Origin of the sequence: Microcoleus vaginatus HSN003 (genome assembly GCF_022701255.1) — a bacterium.
Classification (GTDB): Bacteria; Cyanobacteriota; Cyanobacteriia; order Cyanobacteriales; family Microcoleaceae; genus Microcoleus; species Microcoleus vaginatus_B.
The window spans coordinates 2,413,037-2,429,154 of sequence record NZ_CP031705.1 but is presented as its reverse complement, the minus strand read 5'-3'; the positions used below and the strand labels follow the sequence as shown (position 1 = coordinate 2,429,154).

The 16,118-nt window shown below is 45.6% G+C and carries 14 protein-coding genes and 1 pseudogene; 11 read left to right on the top strand and 4 right to left on the bottom strand.

Going from position 1 to position 16,118, the window contains the following annotated elements:
• The first annotated feature begins 125 nt into the window (after positions 1 to 125).
• The 3 genes from D0A37_RS10405 (at position 126) to D0A37_RS10395 (ending at position 2,000) form a co-directional block, all read left to right on the top strand.
• Entirely contained in the window at positions 126 to 647 is a 522-nt protein-coding gene (locus D0A37_RS10405; RefSeq protein ID WP_242723856.1) for a photosystem I assembly protein Ycf3, read from the top strand.
• A gap of 145 nt (positions 648 to 792) precedes the next feature.
• A complete protein-coding gene (gatC, locus tag D0A37_RS10400) occupies positions 793 to 1,074 on the top strand; it encodes an Asp-tRNA(Asn)/Glu-tRNA(Gln) amidotransferase subunit GatC (RefSeq protein WP_242723854.1) in 282 nt (93 codons plus the stop codon).
• 209 nt (positions 1,075 to 1,283) lie between these two features.
• Positions 1,284 to 2,000: a potassium channel family protein gene (locus D0A37_RS10395; protein ID WP_242723852.1), complete on the top strand. Its 717-nt coding sequence runs from the start codon at positions 1,284 to 1,286 to the stop codon at positions 1,998 to 2,000.
• Here D0A37_RS10395 and D0A37_RS10390 read toward each other — a convergent pair.
• Entirely contained in the window at positions 1,957 to 3,588 is a 1,632-nt protein-coding gene (locus D0A37_RS10390) for a cation:proton antiporter (RefSeq protein WP_242723850.1), read from the bottom strand. The two genes, D0A37_RS10395 and D0A37_RS10390, sit on opposite strands and share 44 nt — an antisense overlap.
• Before the next feature lie 90 nt (positions 3,589 to 3,678).
• Here D0A37_RS10390 and D0A37_RS10385 point away from each other — a divergent pair, with 90 nt between their 5' ends.
• Entirely contained in the window at positions 3,679 to 3,900 is a 222-nt protein-coding gene (locus tag D0A37_RS10385; protein ID WP_242723849.1) for a hypothetical protein, read from the top strand.
• A gap of 400 nt (positions 3,901 to 4,300) precedes the next feature.
• Here D0A37_RS10385 and D0A37_RS10380 read toward each other — a convergent pair whose 3' ends face one another.
• Complete coding sequence (locus tag D0A37_RS10380) at positions 4,301 to 4,828, bottom strand: hypothetical protein (protein ID WP_242723847.1); 528 nt, start codon at positions 4,826 to 4,828, stop codon at positions 4,301 to 4,303.
• Positions 4,829 to 4,909: 81 nt separating this feature from the next.
• On the bottom strand, positions 4,910 to 7,624 hold the full coding sequence (locus tag D0A37_RS10375) for a cation-translocating P-type ATPase (RefSeq protein WP_242723845.1): 2,715 nt from the start codon (positions 7,622 to 7,624) through the stop codon (positions 4,910 to 4,912).
• Positions 7,625 to 8,265: 641 nt separating this feature from the next.
• Between D0A37_RS10375 and D0A37_RS10370 the strand changes: the two genes are divergently transcribed.
• Positions 8,266 to 8,475 carry a BON domain-containing protein gene (locus D0A37_RS10370; RefSeq protein WP_242723843.1) on the top strand — a complete coding sequence of 70 codons (210 nt, stop codon included), beginning with the start codon at positions 8,266 to 8,268 and terminating at the stop codon, positions 8,473 to 8,475.
• Positions 8,476 to 8,602: 127 nt separating this feature from the next.
• Here D0A37_RS10370 and D0A37_RS10365 read toward each other — a convergent pair whose 3' ends face one another.
• A complete protein-coding gene (locus tag D0A37_RS10365) occupies positions 8,603 to 8,980 on the bottom strand; it encodes a hypothetical protein (RefSeq protein WP_242723841.1) in 378 nt (125 codons plus the stop codon).
• 154 nt (positions 8,981 to 9,134) lie between these two features.
• Between D0A37_RS10365 and rppA the strand changes: the two genes are divergently transcribed.
• From rppA to D0A37_RS10335, 6 genes and pseudogenes are all read left to right on the top strand, one after another.
• Positions 9,135 to 9,812, top strand: coding sequence for a two-component system response regulator RppA (gene rppA, locus D0A37_RS10360; protein WP_242723839.1), 678 nt, complete (start codon positions 9,135 to 9,137; stop codon positions 9,810 to 9,812).
• Between the two features lie 18 nt (positions 9,813 to 9,830).
• A complete protein-coding gene (locus D0A37_RS10355) occupies positions 9,831 to 11,111 on the top strand; it encodes a sensor histidine kinase (protein ID WP_242723837.1) in 1,281 nt (426 codons plus the stop codon).
• Between the two features lie 342 nt (positions 11,112 to 11,453).
• Complete coding sequence (locus tag D0A37_RS10350) at positions 11,454 to 12,005, top strand: DUF3124 domain-containing protein (RefSeq protein ID WP_242723835.1); 552 nt, start codon at positions 11,454 to 11,456, stop codon at positions 12,003 to 12,005.
• 250 nt (positions 12,006 to 12,255) lie between these two features.
• Positions 12,256 to 12,888 (top strand): annotated as a pseudogene (locus tag D0A37_RS10345) (IS1 family transposase); the annotation flags it as partial.
• Positions 12,889 to 13,054: 166 nt separating this feature from the next.
• On the top strand, positions 13,055 to 14,014 hold the full coding sequence (locus tag D0A37_RS10340) for an aldo/keto reductase (protein WP_242723834.1): 960 nt from the start codon (positions 13,055 to 13,057) through the stop codon (positions 14,012 to 14,014).
• A gap of 225 nt (positions 14,015 to 14,239) precedes the next feature.
• A complete protein-coding gene (locus D0A37_RS10335; RefSeq protein ID WP_242723832.1) occupies positions 14,240 to 16,111 on the top strand; it encodes a serine/threonine-protein kinase in 1,872 nt (623 codons plus the stop codon).
• The last annotated feature ends 7 nt before the right edge of the window (positions 16,112 to 16,118 follow it).

Here is a 16,118-nt window from a genome sequence, read left to right as displayed (position 1 = left end):
AGTTGCGATCGACTAAACTTTTTAGCGCCCTCAACACCACGGCCCACTACAACAGTGGCGCAATTATTAATAGGAAAACTTTACAGGCTAATTTTTCTGATTAGCCACTAACCAAAGAATCGCATATGCCAAGAACTCAACGCAACGATAACTTTATTGACAAAAGTTTCACGGTAATGGCTGATATCATCCTGAAGATGATGCCGGCGAAAAAGCAGGCGAAGGAAGCTTTTGCTTATTACCGAGATGGTATGTCAGCTCAAGCAGATGGCGAATATGCTGAAGCGCTGGAAAATTATCATGAAGCGCTGAAGTTGGAGGAAGATCCTTACGATCGCAGTTATGTCTTGTACAATATGGGGCTGATCCATACTAGCAACGGCGAACACGATAAAGGTTTGGAATATTACAGCGAAGCCCTGGAGCTCAATCCGAGAATGCCACAAGCACTGAATAATATTGCTGTGATTTACCACTATCAAGGGGAAAAAGAAAAGGAAGCGGGCAATCTTGAAGCGGCGGATGGGCTGTTTGATAAAGCGGCGGATTATTGGAAGGAAGCTATTCGCTTGGCCCCGAACAATTACATTGAGGTACAAAATTGGCTGAAGACGACAGGTCGAGCGCAAATTGATTTGTATTTTTAACCTCAGTTGTTAGCTACAAGAAGCCTGATTGGGTAAACCGAAAGTTGTGGGTTTTAAGTGTTGAGTGGTGAATTGAAAACTCTTTCACTTAAAACTTACAAATCACCAGTCAAAACTACTCACTAAGTCCCAATTACAGATTTTTATGATTGACAGAGAAGAAGTTCGGAAAGTAGCGAATTTAGCGAGATTGGAATTAACGCCCGAAGAAGAAGAGCAGTTTACTGGTCAACTTAACGGTATTTTGGATTATTTCGAGCAGTTGAGTGAACTAGATACGACTAAGGTGCAGCCGACAACGCGGGCGATCGATGTTAGTAATGTGATGCGATCGGACGATTTGCAACCTTTTGCTAAGGGAGAAAGTATTTTGGAGGGAGCTCCCGATCGCGATGGAGAGTTTTTTAAAGTGCCTAAGATTATGTAGGGTTCGCGCTACGCACCTAACTTAGGAAAATCTCTTGAGGGGCCCGCTAGAAGTGCAGCTCCTACAAGCAGATTAAACTAACTTTGGAATAGGCAATAAGTAAGACCAGTAAAAGCCACCCCACAAGCCGATTAAACTGATATAAGTCTAAAACAATCTCACTCATAGGGATAAATCTGTAAAGTTCATTCTTGGGGTGACAAATAGTCATGTATGTATTAATTGGTGGAGCAGGAATGATGGGGCTGGGTTTAGCCCAGCAGCTATTAAAACTCGGTCATACGGTTGCAATCCTCGATGCCGACCCGCTTGCGTGTCGCTTTGCTCGTGAAAAAATCGGAGTGATGGCATTTGAAGGCAGTGCGGTGAGCACAACGGTGCTTCTGGAAGCGGGAATTAAACAAGCAAACGCAGTCGTTGCAGCACTCAGGGATGATGCACTGAATTTAGCGCTGATCACCCTATCCAGAAGCTATGGCATTTCCCATATTGTGGTGCGAATGCGCGATCGCGAATTCATGGAAGCCTATCGACTTGCCGGAGCCAGTCACATCATCAGCACTATTGATTTGGCAGTTGCATCAATGGCGAATGCGATTGAATACCCCCAAATCGAGTCGATGATGCACTTTGAACACGGGCAAGTCGAGGTACTAAAGCTGCCAGTTCCAGGCGATTGCAAGGTGGCAGGTCGCACCGTTGCTCAAATTGCTCAAGACCCCCGTTTTCCAAAAGGTTCGCTGATTATTGGTTATCAATGCCATGCCTGCGCCAATTTGGAGATTCCGAACGGCAATACAGTTCTTGAAGCAGGCTCTACCATCTTGGTCGTCACCCGTCCAGAGCTAGTTCACCACATGATTGATTACCTCGGGATTCGCGCTAGTCATCTGCCAACGTTAGAAGTTTCTCATCCAAATCTTTGATGTAAGGATGAACCAGATCCTCTGGGACTATTCGCTTGCGGAGCGCATCGCTAACGGCTCCTTTTTCTGCTAGGAGCAATCGCCGTCGAATCGTATCTAGCCCGCTGCGATCGCCCTTTACTTGCCCTGCCCGATGTTGATTGTAGAGATCGCGCAGCACTCGCTCAGAGTGTGCTACTCGTGCTTGATATGATGCCCATAACTCCTCGTAAACTGCCTTCGGCAACACGCCTGCTTTCAGCAAACTATCTAGCTCATCTTGAGCCGCTTTGGAAGCAATCAACTGAATCTGTAACTGCCCAGCTTCCTGCATTACATCAGAAACACGGCTGATTTGTAACCGTTTTACCAGCCAGGGTAAACTTAATCCCTGTCCGACCAAGGAGAATAAAACTGCACCGAAAACCAGCGCAATGATGTTATCTCGTCCTGTCAATGCCAGAGGAATACTCAGCGCCAGTGCCATCGAGAGTGAGCCTTTGATGTTTCCCAGAAACAGAACGTGTTGCCAGCGCAGGGGAATCGGACGATCGAACCATCGCAGCCCCGCTAACAACAGATAGACCGAGAGAATTCGTCCCAGTTGATACGCCAAAATGACGAACAGGATGGATGGCAAAATTCTCCACAGGGTGAGCGGGTTAATCTCAATGCCTATCAGTAGAAAAATAAATGTATTCACCCCAAAACCAGCGTACTCCCAGAAGCTGAGTAGCGTAATTCGATCCGAGGCTGATGTACTGCGAGAAAGCCCCAGATTGCCAAAAATGAGTCCGGCAATAACCACAGCCACCGCACCGGATACGCCAAAAAATTGCCCGATTTGGAATGTTCCTAACGCCAGCGCAACGGTCAGCAAGAGACTACTCAACGGGTCATTTAATCGAACAAATATTGGCAGACTCAAGTAACCTAAGATGACACCCACGAGTCCCCCGCCCAAGGCCACCACGAGTAGTTCCTTAATTCCTCCTACGACGGTAAGAGAACCTGTAGCATAAACGACTAGAACCAAATTGAAAGAAACCAGCGCAGCCGCATCATTGAACAGAGTTTCTCCTTCCACGATGGTGGATAGCCGGGAAGGCACACGGATTTCCTTAAAGACCGCGATCATTGAGACAGTATCCGTATTTGCCAAAATGACTCCGATCAGTAACGCCGGAATCCAGTCTAGCCCTAGCCCAAATTTAACCAGAACAGCGATAATTGCTGAGGAAAAGATCGAGCCTGGACCCGCCAGCAGAGCGATCGGCTTAAAGGTGCTGCGGAGACGGCTGATATCCGTATTGATAGCTGCTTCAAAAATAAGAATGGGTAGAAAAAGATTTAATACTAAAGATGGGTCTAAACCAATTCGACGCGACAAGACCTCCGTAATGGGCAAGCCTGCTAACACTAAGCCCGTCACATAGGGAATTCGCAACCGTTGGGTTACGAGTGCAACAACAGTTGCAATCAGCAGCAGAATGATCAAGATGATGACCAATTCAGGAATGACTCCTGCCGTTTGGCTATTTGTAGCAGGATTGCTGCCCAAGGGAGGTGGTTGCGCGACAATCGACTCCATCACCGATACTCCTCTCATAAACTCGTTTTCCTCAAGGAAATGGACAGATTAACTACGGTTTTAGTCTACAGGAGAGGGTTCACTCTGCTGTAGACGTAACTGCAATGTATGTGGTGTATTTGGATGAATGCCGATGAAGCTGAAACAGGATTTCTAGGTGCTTGGGCGATCAGGGCGATCGTCCTAAGCTCTTGTTCCAACCAAACTCCCTCACAAAGACAACAATTTGAGATCGCTGCGATCGTCATTACCTCCAGTTGTGTCCAAAGTGCCTTAGAAAAGCAACAATCTGATACTGAGCGTAAAACTTCACACTGCTCTAGAAGCTAGTTTCCTACTAGAATAGATTGCCTCTCACACAGTAATCAGTTTATTCACTTTTTGGAAATAGTTACGACAACCGATCGCACCACAAAATCTCGCTGGCTTTTCACCCTTTTGCAATTAACGAGCGTTTTTTTTGGTAGCTCTGGATGATTTTCCAACCATTAAAGGATGCTAATTCCTCTTAATTGTGGTGGTTTTTATTTTTTTAACTGTCTATTCTGAAGCATTGCCGACCCGATCGCTGTTGTCGCTAATGCGGGTAATGGAAGTTGTCGATCCCTATGTGAGGAGTCGGAGAGCGATCGCCCACAGTTATCGACCGTCCAATTTTTGAGTTGATTTTGGACGTTCTGATTCGCGGGACTAAATTCCTCGAAGGTAATCCTCCTTTCTTACCTTGAATTTAGGTAGCATCATACACACGCCACGTCTGAATCTCCCAACGTTTAAGGACAGGTTCAGCAATCACGATCTCATTTTCTCTTGCCTCCATGACGATCAAATAATCTCCCTGGTTAAATCTGCCGTTGTAAAATCTTGCTTGTTCTTCTGGCACCAACCATCCTTGAAGTGCGCCATATACACCACCACCAGTTGCAGCAATCCCACTTCCAACGAAAGTTGCTAAAAGGCTTTCCACCGCTAATGCCTGAGCAATACCGGGAATTAGCAGGCTGCTGAGTCCAACAATTAACGCTAGTGAACCTAGTCCTATGCTGCCAAAAATCGCGCCTACTTGTGCACCTGCTGCTCTTGTGATTAAAATTTTCTGCACACCCAGAGAGTCCAGATCATCATTGTCAGAAGGTTTAGCAATCACTGAAATCTTGTGCATGGGGAAGCCGTTGCTTTTTAGCTCAACTAGCGCCTGCTCTGCGTTTCGATGATTAGTAAATAGGCCGCTAGCACGTTTGAGGTTTTGGTAATTCATGATAAATATTCAATATTCAACGCTACAAAATTGGTAAATAGTGTGTAAAGCCGCTGTGAATGGCCGCATCACACAAACCACTTAGTTCAGAGGGGCAAAACGCTTTAGTAAAGCTGATACAGCCATCATGGGCAATCCGACTCCGATACAAATTAAGCCTTGGATTGTACTCAAAGCTTCAGTGTCGAATAACTGATTCATAATGCCCCATTGGCTAAACAGGAATTGGAGAAGGAAAATAGCCGCAATGCCGATCGCCACAGCATAGCCCACTGATTCATCTTTACCGCGTAGTTTGGCTACGATCGCCGGAACGAAGCGACTGATACTTAACAGGTAAAAAGCTTCGGCCGCAACCAATGCTTGAATTGCCATCGTCCGGGCTAGGGCTTCATTGCCTGTGGTTTGGACGATCCATTCAAACATCCCGAAGATCACAATCCAGTTAAATACCGAAACTGTCAGAATCCGAGCGGTCAGCCTGCGAGACAGAAGCGGTTCATTGGCAGGTCGAGGTGGATGTTGCATGACATCGGGAGAGGGCGGCTCAAACGCCAACGGTAAGCTCAACGTAACTGAACTGACCATATTCAGCCAGAGAATTTGTACTGGCAAAATGGGTAGTGGGGTTGCCAAAAGTACGGCAATCAAGATAGTCATGGACTCGCCACCATTCACGGGCAGGATGAAGGCGATCGCCCGCAGCAGATTCTTATAAACCGTGCGCCCTTCCTTAACTGCTTTCTCGATCGAAGCAAAGTTGTCATCCGTCAGAATCATATCTGCGGCTTCTTTTGTGACTTCAGTGCCCGTGATGCCCATCGCTACCCCAATATCAGCTTGCTTCAGGGCGGGAGCATCGTTAACTCCATCTCCAGTCATCGCCACAATCTCGCCCTTAGACTGAAGTGCTTCGACAATGCGGAGCTTTTGTTCTGGCGCTACACGAGCGAACACGCAGCTTTGTTCAACAGCATTAGCTAATTGCTGCTGATTCATTTGAGCGAGTTCTTGACCCGTAAAAACGACAGCCTCTTGGGTTTGATTTAGTCCCATTTGTTGCGCGATCGCTGCTGCTGTTTTGGCATGGTCGCCCGTAATCATCTTGACCTGAATTCCCGCAGACCGACAGGCTTCAATTGCTTGAATGGCTTCGGGGCGAGGCGGGTCGATCATGCCTTGCAGACCCAGAAAAGTTAACCCTTGCTCAATATCAGAATGCTCAATTGAAGATTGAGAAGCGGGTACAACTTTCTTGGCAAGTGCCAGAACTCGTAACCCTTTTTTCGCCATTCTGTCCACGGTTTGCTCGATCGGCACGGGGTTAAGGGATCTCGCCTCTCCCTGTGCATCGAGCATCTGGTGACACCGCTTGAGAATTGCCTCAATTGAACCCTTGACATAAATCAACCGTTCTGGACGATCGTCATGTAAGGTTGCCATGTATTGAAACTGAGATTCAAACGGCAGTGTATCGAGCCGGGAAAGCGCTTCCTCCAGTTTCTCAGTAATTAACCCCGCTTTTTGGGCTACCGCAACCAGCGCCCCTTCCGTTGGACTACCGACTACAGTCCAGTTTCCATCTTGCACTTCTAGATGCGAATCGTTGCACAACAGTCCTGCTTGCAAGCATTCATATAAGGCAGGTGCGTTCGTCAAATCAACGGAATTTCCATTTACAGAAATTTCCCCGTCTGGTGCATATCCTCCACCGCTAACCCGATAACGCTTTCCTCCTGCATCAATCTCTTGAACCGTCATTTGATTCTCAGTCAAGGTTCCGGTTTTGTCGGAACAAATCACGGTGGTGCTACCCAAGGTCTCAATTGCCGGAAGTTTGCGAATAATGGCGTGCTGCTTTGCCATCTGGGAAACCCCGATCGCCAGTGTCACCGTTAAAATCGCGGGTAAGCCTTCAGGAATTGCGCTGACCGCAAGCGCCACAGATGCCTTGAACACCTCAACCCAAGAAAATTTCTGGGCAATGCCTGCAGCAAAGGTGAAGGCAGCCAAACCTAAAATGACATAGAGCAAGGTTGTGCTAAATTTGTCAATTTTGCGACTCAGTGGGGTTTCCAACGTCGTGCTTTGCTGCATGAGTTGGGAGATGTGTCCGGTCTCGGTCATGTCACCAATGCTGACGACGAGTCCGCGTCCCTGTCCAAACGTTACCAGGCTTCCGGTATACGCCATGTTCGTGCGCTCGGCCAGTGGAGCGTCTGCCTCTAGCGCCTGGGATTCCTTCTCAACCGGGACAGATTCTCCTGTTAACGCTGACTCATCTACCTGTAAGTCACGGACTTCGATCAGCCGTAGATCCGCAGACACTTTATCCCCAGAAGACAGCAAGACGAGATCGCCCGGAACCAGTTCACTGGATGAAACCACTTGCTTTTGACCATTGCGGAGAATGGTTGCTTCAGTTGCAACAGATTTGGCTAAAGCGGCGATCGCATTCTCTGCCTTTGACTCTTGAACGAAACCAATGGTGGCGTTCGTCAGAGCAACCCCAAAAATTACTCCTGAATCAATCCACTCTTTCAGAAATGCTGTTACTATGCCAGCGGCTAACAAAATGTAGATTAGCGGCTGATTCAGTTGCTGCAAAAATCGCAACCAGGCACTTTGCTGCTTCTGAGCCGTTAGTTGATTGGGACCGAGGATCTCGCGCCGTTCCGCTGACACATCGGAAGATAGACCTATTTCAAGGTCAGTCTCTAATAGCCGAGCCACTTTCTCGACAGAGAGGTGATGCCAAGAGTGTTCTACTAATTTTTCTACCTTCGTTGCAGTCATAACGCTTCTTGTCAAGCCAAGTGCTTCTCTGTTGTTTCGTCTTGTTTCTAGCGTCATTGATAAATGTGAGGTAAAAGTGATGGACTGATTTCTGTTACTCACATTTGGATCACATTTGCTTCCTATACTTATGCCGGGAACCGATTGAGATAGCTTATAGACTTGCAAACGTTAGTTGACTGTTGACTGTTGACTGTTGACTGTGACTCAAAAAAATGAAAATTGCGCGAATTATTTGTTGGCAGCTTGATTCAACTTTACGCCCGACGATGAAGCGCGGATTTGATATCATTCCGGCGCAGCCGGAATAGATATAAAAAGCATTACTTTTGATAGATGAATTATAGTACATTCACTTTTTAAGTTGAAATGCTCAAAGACTTCATCCTGAGTTTTATCGGCAAAATTGCGTTTTACAACAAACAAAACCAATAAAGAATATGCAACTATTAAAGCTATTGGTGCAAGGAATCAGCGTCAGCACTGTTGCTATTTTGGGTTGAGGTGCTTGCAACCCCCCCAATACTTCACAGATAACTGTTCCATCTACTTCTGCTCCCACAACTGCCACTGGAAATACTACGGCTCCAACCGCTTCGGCGCCTGCAACCACGACCGCACAGACGGGTCAGAATCAAGACATGGACGATATTGCCGATCGCCTAGAAGATGCCTTAGAGTCCGATCGCACCCTCGATCCATTCGATTTGGACGCAGACGATCGGGATAATTCGATTGTGTTAACAGGGCGCGTTCAAACGGCAGAACAAAAAGCATTGACCGAACAAATTGCTCGGCAAATTGCAGCAATATTTCGCTCAATAACGAAATCGTCACTCAGTAGTTCTTAACACAGTGAAGTGGCAAGACCATTTGGCCCTTATTGCCACTTAAAAAATTGCGCGATCGCAGCCAGCAAACCTATGGATTTGGCAACCTTATTTGACTGGATGCGATCGCAATATTGAAACAATAAACTTATTCAACGATCTCGTAACGAACTAACTGGCGAACATTTTGATGTGATAACTGGAGTTCTTGCGCGATCGCTGCCTCTATCTGGGTTGCGTCAGTCATTGGCAATTCTAATTCCAATCGCTTCAAAATGGGTTCTGCTGTTTCTACCGCAACCTGGGTTGTTCCTTGTTTTCGGTTAATCACCGCATTGATCAGCAATATATTGACAGACACCGTGGCTTTAAGCTGGGTATCTGCCTGAAGTTTATTCTTTGCGATCTGGGGTTGTTGTAATTCTTGAGCCATTAGGAAACTGGAACCAACCCAAAACGCGATCGCCACAAACGGCAATGGCAACCAAAATTCTGCGCCTAATGCTTGCAGCCAACGTCTAATCATCAGCTATTCTTTCCCATCCGTTCTGAGGCTCTTACTATCTTTTTGCACTTTAATACAACTTGCTCTATCCTAAAATCTAGCTTAAAGAAGATGCGCGAATCGCCTCAAACTCTAATGCTGAAAACTGCAAGCTGCGAAGGAAGCGAGCCGAGATATGAGAGTTTTGCTGGTGGAAGATGACCCAAAGCAACTGATGCCGCTGCAAACGGTACTAGCTCAAGCAGGACATAGCGTGGATGGGGTAAAAGATGGAGAGACGGCACAGTGGCTGTTATCAGAAAAAGAATATGATTTGTTGATTTTGGACTGGATGTTGCCACATATCAGTGGCGTAAATCTTTGTCGTCAATATCGGGCAGCAGGGAAAACAGCTCCGGTTTTGATGATCACCGCAAGAGACACCACGCCTGAAAAAGTGACCGGCTTAGACGCAGGTGCAGATGATTACCTGGTGAAACCGATTGATTTGGTTGAATTCATGGCACGAGTGCGGGCATTAAGACGGCGATCGCCTCTTTGGCAAGGAGATACGCTCAACCTTGAGGATCTACACCTCCACCTCGATACTCTTACCGTTGAGCGACAAGGTGCAACCGTTTCCCTCTCCAGTCGCGAGTTTCAGTTGTTGGAGTATTTTATGCGTCATCCTCGACAGGTTTTGACTCGGAATCAGATTGAACAAGCGGTGTGGGAATGGGGGACTGAACCAGAGAGCAATGCGATCACTGTTCTAGTTCGCAAACTCCGCCAACGCTTGCAGGCTGTAGGAGCGGCAGACTGGATTGAGAGCATTTACGGTAGGGGTTATCGCCTCAGTTCCCCTCTCAAGTGATGATTGTGAAGGCAAGTCATGTTTAATCAAAGTCGTCGCAATCTGGCTCGTTGGTTCACCCTCTCAATGGGAAGTATTCTCGTGCTGTTTGCGGGGGTGATTTACCGGATTGAGGTAAAAGATAAATTGGAGGCACTCGATCGACTGCTCTATGACAAAACTAGAGTGATGGCTGCCAGCGTACATTATGAAGTTCGCAAAAACCAGAACCAGGTCGATCTGAGTCATGTGCCCTTGTTAGGCAGTGGGTCTCATCCCCTTGCAGAAGATCTGATTTATGTACGCTGGTATAACGCACAAAGGCGGCTCGTTCGTTTTTTTGGGGATTCTCCTCCTGAGCAGTTAAATACGCCGTTTGGTTATCTCACGGTTCGATCGACCGATCCACTTTTGGGAAAAGGAATCTGGCTGCGTCAGGTGACATTACCCGTTGAAGGTAGAACAGGGGTACTCGGTTATCTTCAGGTTGCAACTCCCCTGACAGAAACTCAAAACAGGCTCACTCAGCTTCAGATTGTCCTAACTCTCGCTGTCCCGCTGACACTGGGCTTAATTGCCCTCACAGGTTGGTTTCTCAGTGGGCTGGCTATGCAACCGATTCGGCAAGCCTATCAGCAGCTTCAGCGCTTTACAGCCGATGCCTCTCACGAGTTACGATCGCCCCTCTCTGCAATTCTCACTAATGCCCAGCTTGGCTTGCTCATCGCGGCTGATGATTCTCGTTACCATCCTGCCTTAGAAAACATTGTAGATAGCGCAAAATCAATGGGAGCGCTCGTGAATAATTTACTGCTGTTGGCTCGTCATCAGGGGCGACTTGCGCCGGAGTCGCTCAGATTAATCAATCTCAACGAGTTCCTCAGCAATTTAGCAACCCAGTTTCTGGCACTTGCAGAAGCCCAAAATATCAAACTGACCTGCGAATCACCGGAACAACGGATTGAATTATTGGCTGACCCTGATTTGCTACGGCAAGTAGTCGAAAACTTGCTTCACAACGCTTGTAAATATACTCCCGTTGGCGGAACTGTAAAGATACGCCTAGTTCTTGATTCCAATTTGGCAGTCATTCAGATAATCGATACGGGAATCGGTATTCCAGAAGCGGACTTACCCTATATTTTCGATCGCTTCTATCGAGTAGACACCGATCGCTCGCACGAGAGCGGAGGCTTTGGGCTGGGGTTAGCGATCGTCCAACAAATTGTCAAGGCACACACCGGACAAATACAGGTGACGAGTGCACTGGGCCTCGGCTCAACGTTCCAGGTTGAACTGCCGCTCAAACCTTATCACTAAGCCACCTCAAGGAAGAGAAATGCTTGTAGTATGTAGTTCTATAATGTTTGTTTTTGAGGTGACAATAAATCCTGTAAATATTAATTGGTGGAGCCGGAATGATGCGGCTGGGGCTAGCCCAACAGTTATTAAAACTCGGTAACAGCATTGCGATCGTTGACAAAGACCAGCTTGCCTGTGGCTTTGCCCGTTAAAAAATAGAGTTTTCAAGGGGTAATTTAACCGATAAACTTGCTTTCCTCATAGAAATTGACAGATTAAATAGGGTTTTAGTCTACAGGAAACGGTTCACTCTGCTGTTGACGTAACTGCAATGTATGTGGTGTATTTGGATGAATGCCGATGAAGCTGAAACAGCATTTCTGGGTTGGTTGGGCGATCGGGGCGATCGTCCTGAGCTCTTGTTCAGACCAAACTACCTCACAAAGACAACAACCTGATACAAAACGTGAAATCTCACTGAGAGCAGTCACATTAGATCAGGCAAAAGTGGTGATGGGACAAACCGTATACGTCCCTATTTACTCGCATATTTATCACTACAATAGTCAGGAACAGGTCATGAATTTGTCAGCCACGCTCAGTATCCGCAATACGGATCTGACAAATTCGATTATTATCACTTCTGTTCGTTACTACGATACGGATGGAAAATTGATTAGGCAGGACATTAAGAGTCCAGTAGAACTCAAGCCACTTGCTTCTACAGAATTCTTCATTGCAGCAGAGGATACAAGTGGAGGGTCAGGTGCCAACTTTATTGTGGAGTGGGTTGCAGAAAAAACAGTTTATGAGCCTGTCATTGAAGCTGTCATGATTAGTACCTCTTCTTCGCAGGGCATTTCATTTGTCAGTCCCGGTAAAATTCTCAAGCAACACCGGATGCAAAAGTGATTTTAGAGGATTAAATTATTGCTTTACAAGGTAGTGTGGAGCTAGCCTAGAAGGGATTGAGGTATTGCTAGCCCAAAATTCTATTTTGCAACTAAAATGTCCCGATTTTTACATAAAATAAGCTTTTTAAGTAGGTCGGTGGGCAAATTTATAAGTATGCAACAAAATATTAAGTAGGGTAATGAGACTTAGGTAGTGATGCACAGTAAGGGTTTAATATTAAATCAACATAAATTTCCGATGAAAAAGTATGGAATGTCCTAATTGTCCAAGCAAATTTTTTATTAAAAATGGAAAGACTTATTACGGGAAAGAGCGATTTAAATGTAAAACTTGTAGTCGTCAGTTTATGGACAATTCTCACTATAGGCGGATTTCACTCCTATACTAAAGCCTTAATTGAGCGACTGATTTTAGAAAAAATTTCTTGAGCCGGAATTGCTAGAGCTACGGGGTATCTATTCGCTGGCTTCAGAATTATGTAAATAAAAAGTATGCCGAAATTTCCCAAGAAATTTTGGTGATTAAAAAACCGAAAGGTCAGTTGACCTTACAGCTAGATGAAATGTGGTCATTTGTCAAAAACCAGCGAAAAAAGCAATGAATCGGGATAGTTTTAGATCAAAATACCCGTGAAATTGTTGGACTTTATATTGGAGACCGCTCAAAAAAATCGGCGTCCAAGTTCTGGCAATCTTTACCTCCTGTCTATAGACAATGTGCTGTTTGTTATACTCATTTTTGGGGATTTTATTCAGAAATGCTACCTTTTAAAAGACATCGACCTGTAGGTAAAGAATCGGGTAAAACCACTTATATTGAAAGACCTAATAATACTTTACGGCAGCAGATTTCTCGTTTGGTTCGTAAAACTTTGTCTTTCTAAAAAAAACTGCAAAACCATATTAGGGCAATTTTTAACTTTGTACATCACTATAATTAGTGCATAAGAAAACGATATCATTACTGTGGATGACTACCCAACTTTTTTCTGTTAAGATTAGAGAGCTTGAGGGTGAATACTAAAAATATAAATGAGGACTTAGGGTATGCAAAAGCGACAATTGGGGACATCACAAATTCAGATTACCCCGATAATTATGGGGACTTGGCAAGCTGGGAAGCGGATGTGGGTGGGAATTGAGGATGCTGAAACTGTCAAAGCAATGCGCGCGGCTTTTGAGGCAGGTATTACCACCTTTGATACGGCTGAGGTTTACGGAGAAGGGCATTCGGAACAAATTATCGGTCAAGCACTTTCAGATGTGCGATCGCAAGTAGTTTATGCTAGCAAAGTTTTCGCCAACCACCTGAAACCCGATTTGTTAATCGAAGCCTGCGATCGATCGCTAAAAAACCTCAACACCGATTATATCGACCTTTATCAAATCCACTGGCCCGCTGGCACTTGGAATTCGGAGTTAGTGCCAATTGCAGAAACAATGGACGCCCTGAACAAGTTAAAAGAACAGGGAAAAATTCGCGCGATCGGCGTTTCCAACTTCTCCCGCGCCCAAATAGAAGAAGCGGCCCAATACGGACGCATCGACAGCTTGCAACCGCCATATTCTCTGTTTTGGCGCTGGGTAGAAAAAGATGCTATGTCCTATTGTGTGGACAATCATATCTCAATCATTGCCTATTCATCTCTAGCTCAAGGAATATTGACAGGTAAATTCGGGCCAGAACACAAGTTTGAAGAAGGCGACCATCGCGCCAAAAATAAGCTGTTTATCAAAGAAAATTACGACCGAGTGCAAACAGCTTTAAATCAACTCCGGCCAATTGCCGATCGCCACCAGACAAGCTTGGGCAACTTAGCTTTAGCTTGGTTGATTTGCCAGCCACAAACAAATGCAATTGTCGGCGCGCGCGACGGGAAACAAGCAGCCGAAAATGCTAAAGCTGCTGAGGTAAAATTGAGTGAAGAGGAATTAAAAGAAATTGACGCGATCGGGCGCACCGTCACCGATCATTTAGACGATAACCCCGTTATGTGGAATTTCTAAAAGAGTTAATTCAGGACTAGAAAAACCTCTATATGTAGGGTGCGCCGGATCGCGCACCTTACCCCTATAAGTAGCGCGTAGAACCACTGTTTGAATAAGTTCTATAAATTTTATAGAGTCTGACAAGAGATATAATATTTACTGCCTAGTGCAAATATTCAAAAACATAAAATCTAAAATCCATAATCCCAAATCTAAAATCTAAAATCTAAAATCTAAAATCGAATGAGTTACTGCCTAAACCCCAACTGTTCCAAGCCGCAAAACCCTCCCGCAGCCAAAATTTGCAGGAATTGCCGTTCAAAATTGCTGCTGCGCGATCGCTACCGCGCTATAAAGGCGATCGGACAAGGCGGTTTTGGCAGAACATTCCTCGCCGTTGACGAAGACAAACCCTCAAAACCTCGCTGCGTCATCAAACAATTTTTACCCGCCGAAACCCAACTTATCCCCTCAGCAAGCAATCGCAACAGCAAAAAAGCAGCCCAACTTTTTGAACAAGAAGCAATGCGATTAGACCAATTGGGCAAACACCCTCAAATTCCCGAACTATTAGCCTATTCCATCCAAGACAGCAGACAATATGTAGTCCAAGAATTTATCGACGGGCAAAATTTAGCACAAATTGTAGAAACAGAAGGCACATTTACAGAAAATCCAATTCAAGACTTACTCAATAGCTTATTACCCGTCCTTCACTTCATCCATTCTCACAACGTTATTCACCGAGACATCAAACCCGGAAACATCATCCGCCGCGCCGACAAACAATTAGTTTTAGTAGACTTTGGCGCCGCAAAAATTGCCACAGGTACAGCATTACTCAAAACAGGAACCAGCATCGGCAGCCCCGAATACATTGCCCCCGAACAAGCCCGAGGCAAAGCATTTTTTACCAGCGATTTGTACAGTTTAGGCGTAACCTGTCTGTATTTGCTAACTCAAGTTTCCCCTTTTGACCTGTTCGATCCTGGTGAAGATGCCTGGATCTGGCGACAGTATTTAGCGCACAACCCAGTCAGCGAACAACTAGGCAAAATCTTAGATAAAATGATTGCAAATGCTACCAACCGCCGCTATCAAACGGCTGTTGAAGTATTAAAACAAATTAATCCCCAATCCGCGATCGACCTAGCAATTCCGCAAAAAATTTCCCAGCCAGTCAAACCGGCCCCAACACCCACACCGTCGCAACAGCCAACTTATAACTGGCAATGTATTCACACCCTAACAGGTCACAAAAACTTAATTTACTCTGTTGATTTTAGCCCCAACGGAGAAGTCATAGCCAGTGGCAGCGATGACAAAACAATCAAGCTGTGGCGAGTAGAAGACGGGCAAGAAATAGTGACTCTTACAGGTCATAATAACTCTGTTTATACAGTAGCTTTTAGCCCCGACGGACTGATGCTAGCCAGCAGCAGCCACGACAAAACTGTCAAACTTTGGCGGATGAAAGATGGACAAGAAATCCGCACCCTCTTCGGTCACAGTAACTCAGTTTACGGGGCAGCTTTCAGTCCCGATGGCACTCTGATTGCTAGCAGCAGTTGGGACAAAACAATCAAGATTTGGCGAGTCACAGACGGGCAAGAAATTCGCACGCTTGCGGGTCACACCAATTTAGTTTATTTTGTTGCTTTTAGCCCTGATGGAGAAACTCTTGCTAGCTGCAGTTGGGACAGAACAGTCAAAATTTGGCGAGTTAAAGATGGGAAGCTAATTCGCACACTTACAGGTCATACAGACTCCGTTCGCTGCATAGCTTTTAGTCCAAATGGAGAGTTTTTGGCAAGCGGCAGCCATGACAATACTATTAAAATGTGGTGGGTTAAAGATTGGCAAGAAGTTTTAACTATCACAGGACATTCTTGGTATGTTGATTCTATTGCGTTTAGTCCAGATGGCGAGATTCTGGCTAGCAGCAGCAATCAAACTATTAAGATTTGGCGAGTGAAAGACGGCCAAGAAATTTTTAATATTGCGGGTCATAATAACTCGGTTTATTCTGTTAATTTTAGCCAGGAAGGAGAGTTTTTGGCTAGTGCCAGCAGTGACAAAACTATTAAGATCTGGCAGAATATGATGTTTGTTTAATTACCCA

Coding starts and splice junctions, on each gene's coding strand:
- D0A37_RS10365 (WP_242723841.1), bottom strand. CDS start 8,980: ATGATTAGACGTTGGCTGCAAGCATTAGGCGCAGAATTTTGGTTGCCA.
- D0A37_RS10395 (WP_242723852.1), top strand. CDS start 1,284: ATGTATGTATTAATTGGTGGAGCAGGAATGATGGGGCTGGGTTTAGCC.
- D0A37_RS10405 (WP_242723856.1), top strand. CDS start 126: ATGCCAAGAACTCAACGCAACGATAACTTTATTGACAAAAGTTTCACG.
- D0A37_RS10375 (WP_242723845.1), bottom strand. CDS start 7,624: ATGACTGCAACGAAGGTAGAAAAATTAGTAGAACACTCTTGGCATCAC.
- D0A37_RS10355 (WP_242723837.1), top strand. CDS start 9,831: ATGTTTAATCAAAGTCGTCGCAATCTGGCTCGTTGGTTCACCCTCTCA.
- D0A37_RS10335 (WP_242723832.1), top strand. CDS start 14,240: ATGAGTTACTGCCTAAACCCCAACTGTTCCAAGCCGCAAAACCCTCCC.
- D0A37_RS10370 (WP_242723843.1), top strand. CDS start 8,266: ATGGACGATATTGCCGATCGCCTAGAAGATGCCTTAGAGTCCGATCGC.
- gatC (WP_242723854.1), top strand. CDS start 793: ATGATTGACAGAGAAGAAGTTCGGAAAGTAGCGAATTTAGCGAGATTG.
- rppA (WP_242723839.1), top strand. CDS start 9,135: ATGAGAGTTTTGCTGGTGGAAGATGACCCAAAGCAACTGATGCCGCTG.
- D0A37_RS10340 (WP_242723834.1), top strand. CDS start 13,055: ATGCAAAAGCGACAATTGGGGACATCACAAATTCAGATTACCCCGATA.
- D0A37_RS10380 (WP_242723847.1), bottom strand. CDS start 4,828: ATGAATTACCAAAACCTCAAACGTGCTAGCGGCCTATTTACTAATCAT.
- D0A37_RS10385 (WP_242723849.1), top strand. CDS start 3,679: ATGTGGTGTATTTGGATGAATGCCGATGAAGCTGAAACAGGATTTCTA.
- D0A37_RS10350 (WP_242723835.1), top strand. CDS start 11,454: ATGAAGCTGAAACAGCATTTCTGGGTTGGTTGGGCGATCGGGGCGATC.
- D0A37_RS10390 (WP_242723850.1), bottom strand. CDS start 3,588: ATGAGAGGAGTATCGGTGATGGAGTCGATTGTCGCGCAACCACCTCCC.